Source organism: Myxococcus sp. AB036A, assembly GCF_006547355.1.
In the GTDB taxonomy this organism is placed as follows: domain Bacteria; phylum Myxococcota; class Myxococcia; order Myxococcales; family Myxococcaceae; genus Myxococcus; species Myxococcus virescens.
The window spans coordinates 46,039-64,037 of record NZ_VHLC01000027.1; the positions used below are offsets into that span (position 1 = coordinate 46,039).

The window sequence follows — 17,999 nt, forward strand, 5'->3', positions numbered from 1 at the left end:
GACCTTTGGTCGAAAAACGCAATCCCGTCCAGGAAGGGACCCAGCGCCCGTCCGGGCGACGGGGCCGTTGATTTCCGGGTGGGCCCGGCGTAGGCAACCGTCCTCTTTCCACGACTTTTGAAGGGTGCTCCGCACATGGCCGAGAAGCTCACGCCCCGCGAGAAGGGCTTTTCCGAGTGGTACGTCGACCTGGTCCAGAAGGCGAAGCTCGCCGACTACTCGGACGTGAAGGGCTGCATGGTCATCCGGCCCAATGGCTATGCGCTGTGGGAGAACATGCAGCGCGTCCTGGACAAGAAGTTCAAGGACCTGGGCCACAAGAACGCCTACTTCCCGCTGCTCATCCCCGAGAGCTACCTGAAGAAGGAAGCCGAGCACGTCGAGGGCTTCAACCCGCAGCTGGCCGTCGTCACCCACGCGGGTGGGTCCAAGCTGGAGGAGCCCTACGTCATCCGGCCCACCAGTGAGACCATCATCAACCGCAGCTTCGCCAAGTGGATCCAGAGCTACCGGGACCTCCCGCTGCTGCTGAACCAGTGGGCGAACGTGATGCGCTGGGAGATGCGCACGCGCCTGTTCCTGCGCACCACCGAGTTCCTCTGGCAGGAAGGCCACACCTGTCACGAGACGGAGGAGGACGCGGAGAAGGAGACCCGGCAGATGCTGGAGGTCTACCGGACCTTCGCCGAGGACTACATGGCGATGCCGGTGCTGACCGGCCAGAAGTCGGAGTCCGAGCGCTTCGCCGGCGCGCTGCGCACCTACAGCATCGAAGCGATGATGCAGGACAAGAAGGCGCTCCAGGCGGGCACCAGCCACAACCTGGGACAGAACTTCGCCAAGGCCTTCGACACCCAGTTCCAGGGCCGCGACGGCAAGATGCACCACGTGTGGCAGACGTCCTGGGGCGTGTCCACGCGCCTCATCGGCGGCCTCATCATGACCCACTCGGATGACGCCGGCCTCATCGTCCCGCCGAAGCTGGCGGCCACGCACGTGGTCATCATCCCCATCTTCGGCAAGGCCTCCGACGCGGAGAAGGCGCAGGTGCTGGAGAAGACGAACGCGCTGGCCGCGGACCTGCGCAAGGCGGGCCTGGGCGTGGTGCTGGACGACGACGACACCAAGAGCCCGGGCTTCAAGTACAACGAGCACGAGCTCATCGGCACGTGTCTGCGCATCGAGCTGGGCCCCAAGGACCTGGCCAAGAACTCCTGCGTCATGGTCCGCCGTGACGTGCGCCAGAAGGAGTTCGTGTCGCTGGACGAGGCCGTGTCCAAGGCCCAGGCCATGCTGGACGCGATGCAGAAGGACCTGTTCACCAAGGCGAAGTCCTTCCGCGACTCGCACACCTTCGAGGTCAACTCCTACGAGGAGCTGAAGGAGAAGGCGGACCAGGGCTTCCTGCTGGCGCACTGGAACCTGGACCCCAAGGTGGAGGCGCGCATCAAGGAGGAGACGGGCCTGACGACGCGCTGCCGTCCCTTCGACCTCAAGCAGGAGCCGGGCAAGTGCGTCGTCACCGGCGAGCCTTCGCCGGGCCGCATCGTGTTCTCCAAGGCGTACTGAGTCCCCGTCACGTCAGGGCCGGCGGCAGGGCACGACACCGCCCGCCGCCGGCTCGAACCGGAGGGCGCCCCCGCAGCGCGCCTGGTGGCACCGGTCACGAGCAGGGCGACACCCACCGGCTCCGATGCTGACGGGAATCGAAGGACTGTGTCTCGCTCATGAGGTCAGGAGCCGTGAGCCATGCGCCTGTTCACCGCCGTCACCCTGGGGCCCGCCATCGAAGCGCGCACCACCGAGGAGTTGCACCGGCTGCGCCCCCTGGCCCCCCAGGCCCGCTGGGTGAAGCTGGAGGGTCTCCACCTCACGCTCGTGTTCCTGGGGGACGTGGATGACGCACGCCTGCCCGCCATCCGCGATGCCCTGACGCCGATTGGAGCTCGGCACTCCCCCTTCGTGCTGTCTGTCGTCGGTGGCGGCGCTTTTGGCGCGCCCGCCCACCCACGCGTGCTCTGGGCGGATGTGTGCGGCTCCACGGACGCGCTGAAGGCCTTGCAGGCGGATACCGCCCAGGTGCTCCGGCCGCTCGGCTTCGAGCCCGAGCACCGCGAGTACACCGCGCACCTCACGCTGGCCCGCGCGAAGCACCCGCGCGGAGACGCCGCCCTCCTCGCATGCGTCCAGGCGCTGAAGGACACGTCACTGGGCGAGGGGCGTGTGGACCAACTGGTGCTTTTCGAGAGCAAGGGCGGCCATTACCTGCCCCGACTGGAGGTGCCCCTCACCCGCACGCTGGGGTAGCGGCACCCTCGTGACGGCTGGCATCCCGGCTGCATTCTCCGCACGCCGGAAGCAGCCAAGCACCTGAAAGGACTCGTCAATGCGGTGGATGGTCATGCTGATGGTGTGGTTCGGCGCCCACAACGCGGTCGCGGCGCCGCATGAGGGACTGGAGGTCCGGTTGCAGACGGGAGACATCGTCCTGCACACCTCGCGCTCCTCGCAGTCACAGGCCATCCAGAAGGCCACGCAGAGCCCCCTGTCCCATGTGGGCATGGTGGAGGTGACCGACCAGGGCGCGTGGGTCGTGGAGGCCGTGCAGCCGGTGCAGCGAATCCGGTTCTCGAAGTGGAAGGCCCGGGGCGTGAAGGGCGGCATCCTCGTCCTACGCCCTCGGGAACTGAGCGATGCGCAGCGCCAGCAGGCGGTGACGGCGGCCAAGGCGCACCTGGGCAAGCCGTATGACTGGCACTTCGGCTGGGGGGACGACGCGATGTACTGCTCGGAGCTGGTGCGCAAGGCCTACGCCCAGGGTGCAGGCGTAGAGTATGGGAAAATGGAACGGCTGGACTCGCTCCGTGTGAAGGGCCTGGAGCAGCAGCTCCGCGAACGTTACGGGAAGCGGGTTCCCCTGGATTTGGAGCTGGTGACGCCCGCCAGCATCGCCGCGGATGCACGCCTGGACGTGGTCCACTCCGACTTCCCGTCCGCGAGGTAGGTGCCGATTCGCGAGGATGCAGCGGCGGGGCACGGACGCGATAGAGTGTCCGCATGCGACGCGTTCTGGTGCTCCTCCCTCTCCTCGCGCTGGCCGGCTGTAAAAAGGACGAAAGCCCTGGCGCTGCCAAAGTCACGGTGGACTACTCGGGCTTTCTGCCCGGCTGCGTGCAGGTGAACGCACGCGACGAGGGCAGCGGCAAGGAGCTCTCCACCACCGTCGCCGGCAAGGGCGGGCCCACCGGAGGCTCGCTGACGGTCGCGGTGATTGCGCCCGGCGGCTGGGGCTCGACCATCCAGGTGGAGGCGCGCGCCTTCGAGCAGACCTGTGAGGCCGCGAGCCCCGTGGTGACGCGGTCCACGTCCGTGACGCTGACGCCAGGAACCCCCGTCCCGGTGGCCCTGTCCCTCCAGGCGACGGATGCGGACGGCGACGGGTATGTCTCCGTGCTCACGGGCGGCACGGACTGCGATGACACCAACCCGGACATCCACCCGGGAGCGACGGAGCGCTGCAACAACGTCGACGACAACTGCAACGGGCAGTCGGACACGGTGGAGCTGCGCCTGGGCCAGAGCTGCACGGAGGGCGAAGGTTGTGAGGGCGTCCGTGCCTGCGATGGGAACGGCGAGGTCATCTGCAACATGCCGCTGGCCGCGTATGCCTACCCTGACGTGGACCAGGACGGACACGGCGACCGGAACGCCGCTCGCGTCGCCTTCTGCGCCGGTATCCCGCAGGGCTATGTCACGGGTCCCGCGGACGACTGCAACGACAACAACGCCAGCATCCGGCCAGGTGCGACGGAGCTCTGCAACGGCGTCGACGACAACTGCAACGACCAGATTGACGAGACGTTCACCGACCTCGGCACGGCGTGCACCGCAGCCGCCCAGTGCGCCGGCGTCTACGTCTGCGACGCCTCGGGCATCGCCACCACCTGCCAGGCCACGACGACGCCCAACGACTGGTTCCTGGACAGCGACGGAGACACCTTTGGTGATGGCACGGCCGTGTCGTCCTGCGTCTCGCCTGGCGCGGGCTACGTCCAGGCTGGTGGTGACTGCAACGACGGCAACCCGTTCACCTACCCTGGCGCGCCGGAGCTGTGCGACGGCCTGGACAACAACTGCGACGGGAATCCCGAAGGCCCCGAGGTCTGCCCGAGCGGCGGTGCCAGTTGGGCAGCCCGCACCGTGGGCGCGAGCGATCAGGAGTGGCGCTCTATCTTCACGGAAGTTCCAGGCGACGTGACTGTCTCAGGGAACCAGGGAGGGACCGCGATACTCAAGCCGTCCTCATCCACGTTCCAGACCGACGCGACCAACTGCGGCGACAGCAACAGGGGCTGGAACGCCGTCTGGGCGGACATGGCCAACCAGGGCCGCCTCTACCTCGGCTCGTCGGGAGGAAGCCTCACCTTCCTGGACAGGAGTCAGAATGCCTGCACCCAGACGCATGACATGACCCGATGGATCCGAGGGCTCGTCGGCTTCCGCCGCGAAGGGACCCTTGAGATTCATGGGGTCACTGAGAACTCCGGCTCAGCGAACCAAGGCCTGACTTTCACGTGGACCGGAGAGGCCGGGCCGAATGAGCTGAAATTCGGAACCACCACTGTCGGGCCGCTCTTCGACCTCCACGGGCGTTCCCGGTCATTGCTGTTCGCGGTCGGCGGCTTCGATGGCGGGTCCAGCAGACCTCGAATCTACCGTTTCAACACCAACACCAGTCAGTGGCAGTCGGAGAACGTGGAGACCACAATCTCAGGCCTGGGCCGACTTCGCGGCGTCTGGGTGGTGAACGACAAGCTCGCCTTCGCCGTCGGTGACCATACGGGCGGGAAGAACACCGTCCTCCAGTGGGACGGAAGCACCTGGAGCCGGATGCCCTTCCCCACCACGCACAACGAGATACTGACCTCCGTCATCGCCTTTGGTTCGAAGTCGGTCTACGTGACCGCGCAGAACGGCCGCATCTACCGGTATGACGGCACGGGGTGGCAGATCGCCTTCGAGAACACGAACCTGCGCTTCAACGACATCGCCGGCACCAGTCCCGCGGACCTCTGGGTCGCGGGCAACGCGGGCCAGATTCTCCACTGGCCCCAGTAAACCGGCTCACGTCACCCGCCGCGCCACCACGAAGCGGCGGGTGAACGGGAACGGCGTCCCATACGGCTGCGCGGGATAGGACTCGCGCAGCAACGGGCGCAGCGTCTCCACGAAGGCGCGCGCCTCCTCCTCCCCGAGCGCCGCGAGCACGGGCCGCAGCGTCGTCCCCAGCAGCCACTCCAGCACCGCGTCCTCGCCCGGGAGCACGTGCAGGTACGTCGTCTCCCAGGCCTCCACCGTCAGCCCCAGGGCGAACAGCCAGGACGCGTACACAGGCAGAGACTCCACCGGTCTGCGCCGCACGGGCGCCAGGACAGAAGCGAAGCGCGGCAAGGCCCGCACCTCGTCGACACGCCGGTGCGAAGGCGCATCGAAGTTGGCCGGTACCTGGAAGGCCAGCACCCCGCCGGGCGCCAGCTTCGCCACCAACCGCCCGAGCAACACCTCGTGGTCCGGCAGCCAGTGCAACGCCGCATTGGACACGAGCACGTCCAGCGGCGCGGGAGGCTCCCAGTCCGCGAGGTCCGCCACCTCGAAGCGCACCGAGCCCACGGACGCACCGCGACGGGCCGCCTCAATCATCTCCGAGGACGCATCCACACCGGACACCTGGGCGGACGGCCAGCGCTCGGCCAACACGCGCGTGAGGTCCCCGGTGCCACACCCCAGGTCCGCGACCTGGGAGGGTGACGCCGCGTCCACCCGCGACAGCAAATCGAAGAAGGGACGCTTCCGCTCGTCGCGAAAGCGCGAGTACTGCGCCGGATCCCACATGGCGGCCTCCTGTCACGGGAGAGCCTAACGCCCAGGGTCCTTCAGCGCGGCATCGCGGGACACGCTCCCCAGAAAGGAAGCGTGTCCCCGGGACAACGGTCTTACTTGGCGCGGCGGCGACGGGCGCCTGCGTCCGGCGCGCTTCCGGCGTCCTCGCCACCCTCCACGGCGGCCCCGGTGCCGTCGGCCGCATCGGCCGTCCCGGCGTCCGTGCCCGCGTCGGGCTCCGGGAGCTCAATCTTCGGCGGCGGGTTCACCAGCGTGAGCGAGGTGAGGAACTCGTCCGCGCCCGGCGCGCCGATGCCCGCGTTGTAGACGGTGATGAGGTTGTAGACGCGCGGCCCCACCAGGAAGCTGCGGCCCTTCACCTCGCCGCTGGGCGACGCCAGCATGTACGCCTTGCCCGGGTAGCCATCCAGGGTGATGTCCTCGGAGCTCTTCAGCTCGCCACCCACCTGACCGGCGATGCCCTGGATGCCGCCGTTGATGAGCGCCTCGGCGGGCACCGTGGCGACGAACGCCTCCGGGTAGTCCACCGCGTTGACGATGTAGCTGACACCGCCCTCATTGGCCGCGTACGTGACGAGCGTGGCCTTGTCCGTCCGCTTCGGCAGGGCGGCCTCGCTGCGCTGCGCCTGCGGCGGGGGCCCCGGCAGCTTCACGGTGAAGCCCTCGGGAGCCTCCAGGACGTTGAACGCGACGGCGGGGGTCTCCTCTCCACCCTCGTTGGCGACCTCCTCGATGGTCGAGGTGGCTTCCCGGTTATCGGGCTTCTGCTGACCGGCGCACGCGGCGGCAATCAGCGACAGGGTGGCGAGGCTGGCGACAAGGCGGGACAACGGGGACATGGGCACACTTCCTGAGTGTGGTTGAACGCAGTGCGTCGACGGACGCTAGACGAACTTCCTGGTTGCTGACTACCCGACTTTGGGAGGGGAGCCAGTTTCATTGCGCGCCGGACTCTACCGGAGCGTCGGCGAGAGGACGTAGCACCCTCCACTACTCGCCGAGATACGCACGCCGAACCTCCGCGCTCTCCAGGAGCGCCTTGCCCGGCCCCGCCATCACGACCTCGCCCGTCTCCAACACATAGCCGTAGTGCGCGGCGTTGAGCGCCAGATGGGCGTTCTGCTCCACCAACAGCACGCTCACGCCCGTGGCATTCACCTCGCGCAGGGTGCGGAAGATGGCCTCCGTCACCTGCGGCGCCAGCCCCAGCGAAGGCTCATCCAACAACAGCAGTTGCGGCTTGCTCAACAGCGCGCGAGCAATGGCCAGCATCTGCTGCTCGCCGCCCGACAGCGTCCCGGCCATCTGCTTGCGACGCTCCTTGAGCACCGGGAAGAGCGTGAAGCTCTTCTCCAGGTCCTGCTGGATGCCGGAGGTGTCCGTGCGCAGGTACGCGCCCAGCTCCAGGTTCTCCTGGACGGACATGTTGGGGAACACGCCCCGGCCTTCCGGCGCGTGCGCCATGCCGCGCGGCACCAACTGGTGCGCCTTCATGGCCGTGGTGTCGTGCCCGTTGAACTGGATGCGTCCGGCGCTGGGCTTGAGCATGCCGCTCACCGCGCGCAGGGTGCTCGTCTTGCCCGCGCCGTTGGCGCCGATGAGGGCCACCACCTCGCCCTTGCCCACCGTCAGCGACACACCCTTGAGCGCCTGGATGGCGCCGTAGTGCACCTTGATGCCGTCCACCGACAGCAGCGGCGGGAAGGCCTGGCGCTCCCCCAGCGTCTTCACCTGCGCGTCGCTCACGCCGCCCCTCCCTGGCTCTCCAGGTAGCTGTCGCCCAGGTACGCCTCGATGACCTTCCGGTCGCTGCGCACCTGCGCCGGCGCGCCCCGGGCAATCGTCTCGCCGTGGTCCAGCACGGTGATGCATTCGCAGATGCCCATGACCAGCTTCATGTCGTGCTCGATGACGAGCACCCCCAGCTTGAAGTCGTCCCGGAGCTTGCGGATGAGCACCATCAGGTCCGCCTTCTCACGGGTGTTCATGCCCGCCGCGGGCTCGTCCAGCAGCAGCACCTTGGGCTGCGTGCCCAGCGCGCGCGCGATTTCCAGCCGGCGCTGCTCACCGTAAGGCAGGTTGCGAGCCTCCTCGTCGCGGCGGTGCGACAGGCCCATGACCTCCAGCAGGTGCTCCGCCTGCTGCGTCAGCTCCCGCTCCTCCTGCTGGAAGCGCGGCGTCAGCAGCAGCGCGCGCCACCAGTCGCGGTAGTTGATGAAGGCGCCCTTCATCTTCGCGCCCAACCCCACGCCTTCGGGGTGCAGCGCGCCCTGCGCCCGGCACGCCACCTTCACGTTGTCCAGCGCGGTGAGCGCGCGGAACAGGCGGATGTTCTGGAAGGTGCGCGCCAGCCCCAGGTGGTTGATTTGATGCGGCAGCCACCCGTTCACCCGCTGCCCGCCCACGCGGACCTCGCCCTGGGTGGGCTGGTACACGCCGGTCAGCACGTTGAACGCCGTGGACTTGCCGGCGCCGTTGGGGCCGATGAGCCCCTGCAGGTCGCCCTGCCGCACGGAGAGGTTGAAGTCCGTCAGCGCCTTGAGGCCGCCGAACTGGATGCTCACCCCGTCCGCCTGGAGCAATGGCGCTCCGGCCTCCGCCTTCGTCTCCTGCACGGCCGCGCTCACGCCAGCCCCCTGCGCTTGCGCGGAATCCACCGCGGCAGCACGTCCCAGATTTCCTTCGTCCCGAACAGGCCCTGGGGCCGCGCCAGCATCAGCGCCACCAGCAGCAGGCCGTACACGGGCATGCGAATCTGGTCCACCTTCTGCGCCAGGCTGCCTTCGGCCCCCAGCAGGGTGAACAGCGAGCGCATGCCTTCGGGCAGCAGCGTGAGGAACGTGGCCGCGACGATGGCGCCCGTCGTGGAGCCCAGGCCGCCCAGCACCACCATGACGACGATTTCCATCGACTTCACGAAGGTGAAGGAGCCGGGGTTGATGATGGGAACGAAGTGCGCGAACAGCGCGCCGGCGATGCCCGCGAAGAACGACGAGATGACGAAGGCGCGGACCTTGTAGCCCGTGGTGTCCACGCCCATGGCCTCGGCGGCCACCTCGTCCTCGCGGATGGCCCACAGGCTGCGGCCGTGGCTGGAGCCGGTGATGCGCCGGGCCACCAGCACCGTGAGGAACACGAAGAAGTACACCATGGCCGGCGACGACGTCTGGGGGATGCCGGACAGGCCCAGCGCCCGGCCGAACGCGTCCGTGTTCTGCACCACCACGCGGATGATTTCGCCGAAGCCCAGCGTGACGATGGCCAGGTAGTCCCCGCGCAGCCGCAGCGAGGGCAGGCCCACCAGGAAGCCGCACAGCGCCGCCGCCAGGCCGCCCACCAGCAGCGACGCGACGAAGAACACCTGGTCGCTGACCGCCACCGGCAGGAAGGAGAGCGCCACGTCCTTGAGGTTCAGCGACAGGACGCCGGAGATGTAGGCCCCCACCGCCATGAAGCCCGCATGGCCGATGGAGAACTGCCCCGTCATCCCGTTCACGATGTTGAGGCTGACTGCGAGGATGATGTTCACCCCCACCACCGACAGCAGGTAGGAGGCGAAGGGCGCGTCGCTCATCAGCCACTGGAACAGCGCCAGCACCGGCAGCGCCAGCAACACGGGCAGCAGGCCGCGCAGCGACGCGGGGACGGCGGAGCGGGCCTCGGGGGCGGGAATCGCCGGAGTCTCCATCAGACCTTCTCCGCGGCGACGCGGCCGAAGAGGCCGCCCGGCTTCACCAGCAGCACCAGGATGAGGAAGCCGAAGGCCACCGCATCACGCCAGGTGCTGGCCGCGTAGCCCACCACGAACTCCTCCACCAGCCCCAGCACCAGGCCGCCCACCACGGCGCCCGGCACGTGGCCGATGCCACCAATCACCGCCGCCACGAAGGCCTTGAGGCCCACGTACAGGCCCATCAGCGGGCTCACCGACGTGTCCTTGATGGCGTAGAGCAGGCCGGCGCCCGCCGCCAGCGCGCTGCTCAGCATGAACGTCAGCGCGATGACGCGGTCGGTGGGGATGCCCATCAGCGCCGCCACGCGGTGGTCCCAGGACACCGCGCGCATGGCCCGGCCGAAGCGCGTGCGGAACACCAGGTACTGCAGGCCCACCATCAGCGCCACGGCGATGCCGAAGCTGATGACCTGCCAGTTCCACACCACCACGTCCCGGTCACCGATGACGAGCCACTCCACCGGCTCGATGACCTCCGGGAAGGCCCGCGGCGCCGCGCCCGGCAGGAAGCCGAGGTCCAGTTGGAAGCCGTAGGACAGCGCGAAGGAGATGCCGATGGCGGTGATGAGCGCGGTGAGGCGCGGCTTCTCCCGCAGGGGGCGGTACGCGAAGCGCTCGATGAGGAACCCGAGCAGCGCGCAGCCCAGCATGGCCACCGCGAACACGACGGCCACGCCCAGCAGGGAGCTGCGCATGTCGCGCCCGAGCGCGAACGCGGTGGCGTAGCCCATGTAGACGCCGACCATCATGACGTCGCCGTGGGCGAAGTTGATGAGCTTCAGGACGCCGTACACCATCGTGTAGCCCAGCGCGACGAGCGCGTAGATGGTGCCGGCGGCCAGGCCGTTGATGAGGTGCTGGAGGAGCTGCGCCATTAGGGATTGATGGTCGTGACGTACTGCGTCTTGCCATCCTCGACCTTGAGGACGACGGCGGACTTCACGGCGTTGCGCTGAGCATCCAGTGTCACGGTGCCCGCCACGCCCGGGAAGTTCTTCGTCTGGGCAATGGCGTCACGCACGGACGGGCCGCTCAGGTCCTTGGCGCGCTCCAGGGCGTCCACCGCCACGCGGGCCGAATCGTAGCCCAGCGCGGCCAGCGCGTCCGGCACCGCGCCGTACGCGGCCTTGTAGTCCGCGATGAACTTCTGCACGCGCGGATCCGGGTTGTCCGGCGAGTAGTGGTTGGAGAAGTAGCTGCCCTCGATGGCGCTGCCGCCCAGCTCGAAGAGCTTCTCGGAGTCCCAGCCGTCGCCGCCCATCAGCGGAACCTTGAGGCCCACCTCGCGCGCCTGGCGGGCGATGATGCCCACCTCGCTGTAGTAGCCCGGCACGTAGATGCCTTCCGGCTGCGACTTGCGGATGGCGGTGAGCTGGGCGCGGTAATCCGTGTCGCCCTGGCTGTAGCTCTCCACGGCCGTCACCTTGCCGCCCATCTCCGTGAACTTGCGCCTGAAGACGTCCGCCAGGCCAATGGAGTACGCGCTCTTGTTGTCCTGGAGCACCGCCACCGTGTTCAGCTTCAGGTTCTCCCGCGCGAACTTCGCCATCACGAAGCCCTGGAACGGGTCGATGAAGCAGACGCGGAAGATGTAGTCACCCTTGTCGGTGACGGTGGGGTTGGTGGAGGACGGCGTAATCATCGGCACGCCCGCCGCCTGCGCCTTCTCCGCCATGGCCAGCGAGTTGGACGACGCCACGTCACCGAGGATGAGCACGACCTTGTCCTGCGTAATCAGGCGCGTGGCGGCCTGGGCGGCCTCCTCGGGCTTGCTCTGATTGTCGTAGACGCGGATGGACAGCTTCTTGCCCTTCACCCCGCCCGCGGCATTGGCCTCCTTGAGGGCCAGCTCGATGCCGTTGCGCGTGGAGATGCCGAAGGTGGCCTGGCCACCGGTGAGCGAGCCCACCTGCCCCAGCAGGATGGTGTTCGCGTCCACCGGAGCGCCCCCGGGCGCCGCCCCCTGCCCCTGCGCGGCCTGAGTACCTCCTTCACCCGAAGGAGCTGGCTGCGTCTTCTTCTCGCAAGCGGCCACCATGACGGCGAGCGCGGCGAGGAGCATCGGGGCAAGTCGTCGCATGCAGGGCTTCCCTTCTCGGAAACTGACACGGCAAAGCCCTGGTTTTCTAGGGGACACCTCTCCATGGGTCAAGCGTGCAGCCGTCCCGAGCCCCCGTCACACACCCCCTGTGCGGCGCGTCAGTCAGGAGTGCAGCCCGTCCAACGGGCCGTCGTGGAGCACCTCGCCCCGCTCCTCCACCTCCGCCGTCTCTTTCCGAACGGTGGCGTGAACCTGCCGGAGCACCTCGTCGGTGTACCGGGAAACCGCAACCTCCTGCCAGACATGCACGGACCGGGTGACCTCCACCCGCTCCTCGCGCAGGGGGATGACGAAGGTGCCCGCCTCGAAGGGCACCAGCCCCTCCAGCACCGGCCGGGCGGAGGCCACGGCCTCTGGCGCCGGCGGGCCCTCGGCGTCCACGGTCTGTTCGGACACCCGCTCCACCACCAGCTCCTCGCGGCGCACGGGCACGGAGAAGTGCCGCACCTCCGTCCGCACCACCTTGTGGATGCGCACCTGTCCCGCCTCGCGCACCACCACGTGAGGATGGGCCTCCTCGCGGGCCAGGGGAACCACGAGTTCGCTGGGCGTCGCGAACTCGGCGGAGAGCACGGACTCGGGGTGACCTGACCGCACCTGCGCCGGGCTGTCGTGCTCCGGTGACACCTCGTCCCGCGTCAGCCCCAGGTGCACGTCCTCTCCGCGCACGTCCACCACATCGCCGTAGCGCGCGGTGAAGGACTTCAGCCGCAGCAGCCCTCCTTCAATGGCGAAGGTCTCCCCGCCACATCCCACCACCGTGCCCAACCGGCTCCCATCCGCCGTGAAGACCCGCATCCCTTCCCGTACGTCCGTGCGCATCGGAGGACTCCTCTCGTGTGGTGTGGTTCGTGGCTCACGCCAGCGTGGGCAACCCGGGCTCGCTCCAGGGATGCTCCCGGCCATTCGGCCCGCGCCGGAGCACCCGCTCCAGGGGGGTGCTGGGGCGCTCCGGGTCCGTATCCGTCTCCAGCGCCGCGGGCTCGCGGACAGCGGGCGGCGGGGTGGGCACCAGGGCCAGGACTGGAAGCGGCCGGAGCCGATGGCGCGCGAGCCGGCCCGCCACCAGGGCGCCCAGCATCCCGGAGGCGCAGGCCACGCCCACCATGGGGCCTCGCAGGTCCGGACGGAGCAGCCGGTGGATGCCACGCACCACCAGGTGCGCCCCCACACCCGCGGCCGCGCCGCCCACCCACGAGTCACTCCAGCGCCACGGCTCCGAGGTTCCCTGCCTGCTTCTCATGACGGTCTCCCGTTGGGTGCTCACGGCACGCGGTCCGGACGCACCTCGCTTGAAGATGGGGTGGGTCGCCGCGCCCTGAGAAGCCCCGGCACACGGCCGCCGGCGCGGTGTCGCCAGGGCAGGCGAAAGGACAGGCGGGCGTTCGGGCGGGCAGGCACGGTGCCAAGCCAACTGGCACTGCGTCCTCGGCCCCTGACACCGAGACCGAACGCTCACACCTTCCATGATGACCGGGGTGGAAACCCCAGGGCCTCGCGCTCGCACGCGGGGCATCCACCAGCGCCGGGGTCCAGGGTGTGACCAGCAGGTCCACCCGCCCCGGTCACGAGGAGCCAGCCATGTACCAACGCAGCGACGTCAACGAAGGGATGGTCGTCCGCAGCATCGACGGTGAGAAGCTCGGCAAGGTCTTCGCCGTCGGCGACGGCGAATTCCACATCGAGAAGGGCCTCTTCTTCCCGAAGGACTACCTGGTCCGGTACTCGGAAATCAGTCGCATCGACGGCTCGGAAATCATCCTCAGCCACGGCAAGGAGATGCTGAGCCGGCTGACGGGGGAGGACCGCACGGGCGCCGTCGCCGGCACGGGTGGCGGTGCGGGCGTGGGTCCGGGCGCGGTGGGACTGGGCGCCGACCAGGCCGCGGCCCGCGCCAGCACGGGCATGGACGCCACCACGGACACGGTGGGCCGCAAGGGCGCCTACGACACGGGCTACGACACACGTCTGGGCACGGACACCGCAGGACTGAAAGCCACGGACACCCCGGTGGGTGCGCGGGACATCCACGGCCGCGAGGAGGACATCACCATCCCCCTGCACAAGGAGGAGGTGGACGTGCTCAAGCGGGACGTCCAGGCCGGTGAGGTCCGCGTCCACAAGGACGTGGTGGAGGAGGACCGGGAGATGGACGTGCCGGTGCGCCGCGAGCGCGTCCGCGTGGAGCGCCGGGACGTGAGCCCGGAACGCCCGGCGATGAATGCCTCGTTCCAGGAGGAAACCGTCGTCGTCCCGCTGCGCGCCGAGGAAGTCGAAGTCCAGAAGCGCGCCGTCGTCGACGAGGAGGTCGTCATCCACAAGGACGAGGTGGATGAGGAGCGCCACATCTCCGAGCACGTACGCCGGGAAGAGGTGGACATCCGCACCGAGGGCAGCGACGAGCGGGCTCGTACGCTGAACGCGCCCTCCGACGACCCGCTCAAGCGCGGGTACTGAGCGCGCCTTCCCGGCCCCTCGCTCCTCCCGGGAGGGGCCGGGGCTCCTCCCCGCTTCGTCAGGGTGAGGACTTCCGGAGCCGCGGTCGCATGATGGGCGTTTCCTCCTGGGACCGACCTCCCGCGGAGACAGGGCGGTCCAACCGCATGAACTCGCGATGCCGGTCGGGGAAATGCTTCCCCATGAGCCGCACCAGCTCCGAGTCATTCGCCGGACGGCAGGCATCCGCCAGCCGGTCCGCCATCTCCCGCGCGCTGCCGAAGCGCGCCTCGGGGCGCTTGGCCAGCGCCGTCTCCAGCACGTCCCAGAGCGCCCGGGAGATGTGCGAAGGCCGCGGCGGAAGGGCCTCTTCGCAGATGGCGTGCATGGTAGCCAGCTCGTCGGGCTTCTCGAAGGCCCGCGCGCCGATGAGCGACTGGTAGAGGACGAGCCCCATGGCGAACAGGTCGCTGCGCGCATCCAGCCTCATGCCGCGCGCCTGCTCGGGGGACATGTACAGCGGCTTGCCCTTCACGATGCCCGGCAGCGTCACCGTGCGCTGGGCGCGGGCCTTGGCCACGCCGAAGTCCAGCACCTTCACCCGCCCGTCGAACCCCACCATGAGGTTGTGCGGGGACAAATCCCGGTGCACCAGCTCGAGCGGCGCGCCGTCCTCGCCCTGCAGCACGTGCGCCGCATGCAGCCCCGCCAGGCCCTGGCACACCACGGCCACCGCGTGCGCCGTCTCCAGCGGGCCCTTGGCCGCGCGGAGGAGCCGCTCCAGGTCCACGCCGCGCACCAACTCCATGGCGATGTAGTACGCGCCCTCCGCCTCGCCGAAGTCGTAGAAGTGCACCAGGTTGGGGTGGGAGAGCCGCAGGCCAATGCGAGCCTCGTCCAGGAACTGCTGGACGATGGAAGGGTCCGAGGACAGGTGCGGGAGGATGCGCTTGAGGGCCACCAGCCGGCCCAGGCCCTCCGGGCCTCGGGTCCGCGCCACGAGCACCTGCGCCATGCCCCCGGTGCCCAGGGGCGTCACCACCTCATAGCGGCCGATGTGGCCCCGCGAGGCCGTAGGCGGCTCCCCGGCGAGCGCGTCCAACCGCTCCAGCGCGCCCTTGCCGTCCGTCAGCGCGAGGAAGCCCAGCACGGCGCTGTCGAGCTGCTCGCCAATGGCCTCCACCAGCTTCATCACCAGCCCGCCGCCGCCTTCGAAGGCGCCCTCCACCACCAGCCCCAGGCCCCCCAGCTCCAGGCTGCCCAGGGCCAGCCGCGTGCAGAAGAGCGTCCGGCCGTCATCCAGCTTGCGGACACCTTGCCAGTGCGCCGCCGCCAGGACGTCCACCCCGGGCTCGCCCAGCACCCGCGTCAGCACCGGGCCTCGCGTCCCTCGCAGGGACACGAAGCCCGCGCGCGCATGCACCAGCCGGGCACACTGCGTGAGAAACACGTCGAGCCCGGAGTTCAGGTCCAGGCCCCGCTCCAGGCAGTCCTCCAGGATGACGTCGGCCATCCGATGCACGGAGACCAGACCCCGGAGAAAAACGACCTCTTCCTCTAAAGAGGGAAAATCCACGGGCCCATTCAACACCCGGGACGCCCTTTTCGGGAAACCCGGAACCGCCGGGACGGCTACACGCGCTCCCGGTCCTTCAACGGCGCCACGGCCGGAAGGTGCTCGGGCGTGCCGGAGCGGAGCGACCGGGGCAGATGGTCATCCATCAGCCCGTGCACCTCCAGCACGCGCTCCAGGTGCGCCACGCGCTCGCGGAGCAGCCGCACCTCCATGCCGCCGTGCTGGGATTCCTTCAAACGGATGAAGGCCTCCACCAAGGGCTTGAGGGAGAAGCGAAGCGTGAGCCCGAAGAGGGGCACCCCCACCACCATGGCGGTGATGAGGAACATGACGATGCCTTCGGTGACGTCCATTGATGCGCTCCAGGGGGGACTGACTGCGCGGCAGGCAGTCTACGCTGGAGCGCGGAGGCGATTGCGAGCGTTCAGCTCGCCTGGCCCGTGTAGATGGCGTCCGCGATGCGGTAGGCGCTGCCTTCCAGGCGCTGGAAGGATTCCTTGAGCACCGCCACGTCGGAGGTGTTGAGCACCTCCTTGAGGCGCTCCAGGTCCGCCTTGATTTCCTCGCGGTCCTTCTCCGACAGGAGGCTCGCGTACTCCTCCAGGCTCTTCTCCGTCGTGTAGATGAGGCCGTCGGCGTTGTTGCGCAGCTCCGCCAGCTCCTTCTTCTTCTTGTCGTCGGAGGCGTGCGACTGGGCGTCGGAAATCATCGCCTGGATTTCCGCCTCGGACAGGCCGGAGTTGCTCACCACGCGCACCTGCTGGACCTTGCCGGTGCCCAGGTCCTTGGCGCTGACATGGACGATGCCGTTGGCGTCGATGTCGAACGACACCTCGATTTGCGGCACGCCGCGCGGCGCCGGGGGGATGCCCACCAGTTCGAAGCGCGCCAGCGTCTTGTTGTCCGCCGCCATCTCACGCTCGCCCTGGAGCACGTGCACGCTCACCAGCGGCTGGTTGTCCACGGCGGTGGAGAACACCTGGCTCTTCTTGCAGGGGATGGTGGTGTTCTTGTCGATGATTTTCGTGAAGACACCGCCGGCCGTCTCGACACCGAGCGACAGCGGCGTCACGTCCAGCAGGAGGACGTCCTTCACCTCGCCCTTGAGCACGCCGCCCTGGATGGCCGCGCCCACGGCGACGACCTCGTCCGGGTTGATGCCCTTGTGAGGCTCCCTGCCGAAGAACTCCTTCACCTTCTGCTGCACGCGCGGCATGCGCGTCATGCCACCCACCAGCAGCACCTGGTTGATCTGCTGCGCGGGAATGCCCGCGTCCTTCAGGGCAATCCGGCACGGCTCGATGGTGCGGTCGATGAGGTCCGTCACCAGCGCCTCGAAGGTGGCGCGGTCCACGGTCTCCGTGAGGTGCTTGGGGCCGGAGGCATCCGCGGTGATGAACGGCAGGTTCACCTCCGTCTCCGGCGCGCTGGACAGCTCGTGCTTGGCGCGCTCGGCGGCTTCCTTCAGGCGCTGCAGCGCCATGCGGTCCTTGCGCAGGTCCAGCCCGTTGTTGGCTTCCGCGAAGCGCTTGGCCAGGTAGTCGATGAGGCGCTGGTCGAAGTCCTCGCCGCCCAGGAACGTGTCGCCGTTGGTGCTCTTCACTTCGAACACGCCGGCGTTCAGCTCCAGGATGGAGATATCGAAGGTGCCGCCGCCCAGGTCGTAGACGGCGATGCGCTCGGTGCCACCCTCCTGCACCTTGTCCAGGCCGTAGGCCAGGGCCGCGGCGGTGGGCTCGTTGATGATGCGCAGGACATTGAGCCCGGCGATGCGGCCGGCGTCCTTCGTGGCCTGACGCTGGCTGTCGTTGAAGTAGGCGGGGACGGTGATGACCGCCTCGGAGACCTGCTCACCGAGATAGTCCTCCGCCGTCTGCTTCATCTTCATCAGGACGATGGCGGAGACCTCCGGCGGGCTGTAGCCCTTGCCGCGAATCTCCACCCACGCGTCGCCGTTGGGGCTGGAGGCCACCTTGAAGGGCGACACGCCAATGGCCTTCTTGCCTTCGGGCGAATCGAACTTGCGGCCGATGAGGCGCTTCGCCGCGAAGACGGTGTTCTCCGGGTTGGTGATGGCCTGCCGCTTGGCAATCTGCCCCACCAGGCGCTCGCCGGAGTCAGTGAAGCCCACCATGGAAGGCGTGGTTCGGCTGCCTTCGCTGTTGGGGATGACCACCGGCTCGCCGCCCTCCATGACGGCGACGCACGAGTTGGTCGTCCCAAGGTCGATTCCAATCACCTTGCCCATGTTG

General features: G+C 68.7%; 17 protein-coding genes. 5 read left to right on the forward strand and 12 right to left on the reverse strand.

Annotation, left to right across the window (positions count from 1 at the left end; translation table 11 throughout):
- Window positions 1-117 precede the first annotated feature (117 nt).
- From proS to FL344_RS13925, 4 genes are all read left to right on the forward strand, one after another.
- Window positions 118-1,569 carry a proline--tRNA ligase gene (proS, locus tag FL344_RS13910; protein WP_228565031.1) on the forward strand — a complete coding sequence of 484 codons (1,452 nt, stop codon included), beginning with the start codon at window positions 118-120 and terminating at the stop codon, window positions 1,567-1,569.
- 180 nt (window positions 1,570-1,749) lie between these two features.
- Window positions 1,750-2,307: an RNA 2',3'-cyclic phosphodiesterase gene (gene thpR / locus FL344_RS13915; RefSeq protein WP_141618870.1), complete on the forward strand. Its 558-nt coding sequence runs from the start codon at window positions 1,750-1,752 to the stop codon at window positions 2,305-2,307.
- A gap of 79 nt (window positions 2,308-2,386) precedes the next feature.
- Window positions 2,387-3,004, forward strand: coding sequence for a YiiX family permuted papain-like enzyme (locus FL344_RS13920; RefSeq protein ID WP_141618871.1), 618 nt, complete (start codon window positions 2,387-2,389; stop codon window positions 3,002-3,004).
- 53 nt (window positions 3,005-3,057) lie between these two features.
- On the forward strand, window positions 3,058-5,118 hold the full coding sequence (locus FL344_RS13925) for a putative metal-binding motif-containing protein (protein ID WP_141618872.1): 2,061 nt from the start codon (window positions 3,058-3,060) through the stop codon (window positions 5,116-5,118).
- Between the two features lie 6 nt (window positions 5,119-5,124).
- Here FL344_RS13925 and FL344_RS13930 read toward each other — a convergent pair whose 3' ends face one another.
- From FL344_RS13930 to FL344_RS13970, 9 genes are all read right to left on the reverse strand, one after another.
- Entirely contained in the window at window positions 5,125-5,892 is a 768-nt protein-coding gene (locus FL344_RS13930) for a methyltransferase domain-containing protein (protein ID WP_141618873.1), read from the reverse strand.
- A gap of 101 nt (window positions 5,893-5,993) precedes the next feature.
- Window positions 5,994-6,740 (reverse strand): hypothetical protein, encoded by a 747-nt coding sequence (locus tag FL344_RS13935; RefSeq protein WP_228558204.1) that lies wholly within the window; start codon window positions 6,738-6,740, stop codon window positions 5,994-5,996.
- A gap of 151 nt (window positions 6,741-6,891) precedes the next feature.
- Window positions 6,892-7,647: an ABC transporter ATP-binding protein gene (locus tag FL344_RS13940; protein ID WP_090488093.1), complete on the reverse strand. Its 756-nt coding sequence runs from the start codon at window positions 7,645-7,647 to the stop codon at window positions 6,892-6,894.
- Complete coding sequence (locus FL344_RS13945) at window positions 7,644-8,528, reverse strand: ABC transporter ATP-binding protein (RefSeq protein ID WP_011556587.1); 885 nt, start codon at window positions 8,526-8,528, stop codon at window positions 7,644-7,646. Before FL344_RS13945 ends, FL344_RS13940 begins: the two co-directional genes overlap by 4 nt.
- On the reverse strand, window positions 8,525-9,589 hold the full coding sequence (locus tag FL344_RS13950; protein WP_090488091.1) for a branched-chain amino acid ABC transporter permease: 1,065 nt from the start codon (window positions 9,587-9,589) through the stop codon (window positions 8,525-8,527). Before FL344_RS13950 ends, FL344_RS13945 begins: the two co-directional genes overlap by 4 nt.
- Window positions 9,589-10,509: a branched-chain amino acid ABC transporter permease gene (locus FL344_RS13955; RefSeq protein ID WP_011556589.1), complete on the reverse strand. Its 921-nt coding sequence runs from the start codon at window positions 10,507-10,509 to the stop codon at window positions 9,589-9,591. Before FL344_RS13955 ends, FL344_RS13950 begins: the two co-directional genes overlap by 1 nt.
- Complete coding sequence (locus FL344_RS13960) at window positions 10,509-11,714, reverse strand: ABC transporter substrate-binding protein (RefSeq protein WP_141592204.1); 1,206 nt, start codon at window positions 11,712-11,714, stop codon at window positions 10,509-10,511. The genes FL344_RS13955 and FL344_RS13960 overlap by 1 nt, the downstream gene beginning before the upstream one ends.
- A 123-nt stretch (window positions 11,715-11,837) precedes the next feature.
- Window positions 11,838-12,557: a YsnF/AvaK domain-containing protein gene (locus FL344_RS13965; RefSeq protein WP_228558205.1), complete on the reverse strand. Its 720-nt coding sequence runs from the start codon at window positions 12,555-12,557 to the stop codon at window positions 11,838-11,840.
- 34 nt (window positions 12,558-12,591) lie between these two features.
- Complete coding sequence (locus FL344_RS13970) at window positions 12,592-12,978, reverse strand: hypothetical protein (RefSeq protein ID WP_228558206.1); 387 nt, start codon at window positions 12,976-12,978, stop codon at window positions 12,592-12,594.
- A 338-nt stretch (window positions 12,979-13,316) separates the two neighbouring features.
- Here FL344_RS13970 and FL344_RS13975 point away from each other — a divergent pair, with 338 nt between their 5' ends.
- Complete coding sequence (locus tag FL344_RS13975; RefSeq protein ID WP_194863100.1) at window positions 13,317-14,192, forward strand: YsnF/AvaK domain-containing protein; 876 nt, start codon at window positions 13,317-13,319, stop codon at window positions 14,190-14,192.
- Between the two features lie 58 nt (window positions 14,193-14,250).
- Here FL344_RS13975 and FL344_RS13980 read toward each other — a convergent pair whose 3' ends face one another.
- From FL344_RS13980 to dnaK, 3 genes are all read right to left on the reverse strand, one after another.
- Entirely contained in the window at window positions 14,251-15,684 is a 1,434-nt protein-coding gene (locus FL344_RS13980) for a serine/threonine-protein kinase (RefSeq protein ID WP_228565032.1), read from the reverse strand.
- Window positions 15,685-15,803: 119 nt separating this feature from the next.
- Entirely contained in the window at window positions 15,804-16,100 is a 297-nt protein-coding gene (locus FL344_RS13985; protein ID WP_090488079.1) for a hypothetical protein, read from the reverse strand.
- A 71-nt stretch (window positions 16,101-16,171) separates the two neighbouring features.
- Complete coding sequence (gene dnaK, locus FL344_RS13990) at window positions 16,172-17,995, reverse strand: molecular chaperone DnaK (RefSeq protein ID WP_141592208.1); 1,824 nt, start codon at window positions 17,993-17,995, stop codon at window positions 16,172-16,174.
- Window positions 17,996-17,999: the final 4 nt, after the last annotated feature.

What these genes read in the sequence shown, in the direction of transcription:
- thpR (WP_141618870.1), top strand. Translation starts at nt 1,750, where the DNA reads ATGCGCCTGTTCACCGCCGTCACCCTGGGGCCCGCCATCGAAGCGCGC.
- FL344_RS13920 (WP_141618871.1), top strand. Translation starts at nt 2,387, where the DNA reads ATGCGGTGGATGGTCATGCTGATGGTGTGGTTCGGCGCCCACAACGCG.
- FL344_RS13925 (WP_141618872.1), top strand. Translation starts at nt 3,058, where the DNA reads ATGCGACGCGTTCTGGTGCTCCTCCCTCTCCTCGCGCTGGCCGGCTGT.
- FL344_RS13930 (WP_141618873.1), bottom strand. Translation starts at nt 5,892, where the DNA reads ATGTGGGATCCGGCGCAGTACTCGCGCTTTCGCGACGAGCGGAAGCGT.
- FL344_RS13935 (WP_228558204.1), bottom strand. Translation starts at nt 6,740, where the DNA reads ATGTCCCCGTTGTCCCGCCTTGTCGCCAGCCTCGCCACCCTGTCGCTG.
- FL344_RS13950 (WP_090488091.1), bottom strand. Translation starts at nt 9,589, where the DNA reads ATGGAGACTCCGGCGATTCCCGCCCCCGAGGCCCGCTCCGCCGTCCCC.
- FL344_RS13955 (WP_011556589.1), bottom strand. Translation starts at nt 10,509, where the DNA reads ATGGCGCAGCTCCTCCAGCACCTCATCAACGGCCTGGCCGCCGGCACC.
- FL344_RS13960 (WP_141592204.1), bottom strand. Translation starts at nt 11,714, where the DNA reads ATGCGACGACTTGCCCCGATGCTCCTCGCCGCGCTCGCCGTCATGGTG.
- FL344_RS13965 (WP_228558205.1), bottom strand. Translation starts at nt 12,557, where the DNA reads ATGCGCACGGACGTACGGGAAGGGATGCGGGTCTTCACGGCGGATGGG.
- FL344_RS13970 (WP_228558206.1), bottom strand. Translation starts at nt 12,978, where the DNA reads ATGAGAAGCAGGCAGGGAACCTCGGAGCCGTGGCGCTGGAGTGACTCG.
- FL344_RS13975 (WP_194863100.1), top strand. Translation starts at nt 13,317, where the DNA reads ATGTACCAACGCAGCGACGTCAACGAAGGGATGGTCGTCCGCAGCATC.
- FL344_RS13980 (WP_228565032.1), bottom strand. Translation starts at nt 15,684, where the DNA reads ATGGCCGACGTCATCCTGGAGGACTGCCTGGAGCGGGGCCTGGACCTG.
- FL344_RS13985 (WP_090488079.1), bottom strand. Translation starts at nt 16,100, where the DNA reads ATGGACGTCACCGAAGGCATCGTCATGTTCCTCATCACCGCCATGGTG.
- dnaK (WP_141592208.1), bottom strand. Translation starts at nt 17,995, where the DNA reads ATGGGCAAGGTGATTGGAATCGACCTTGGGACGACCAACTCGTGCGTC.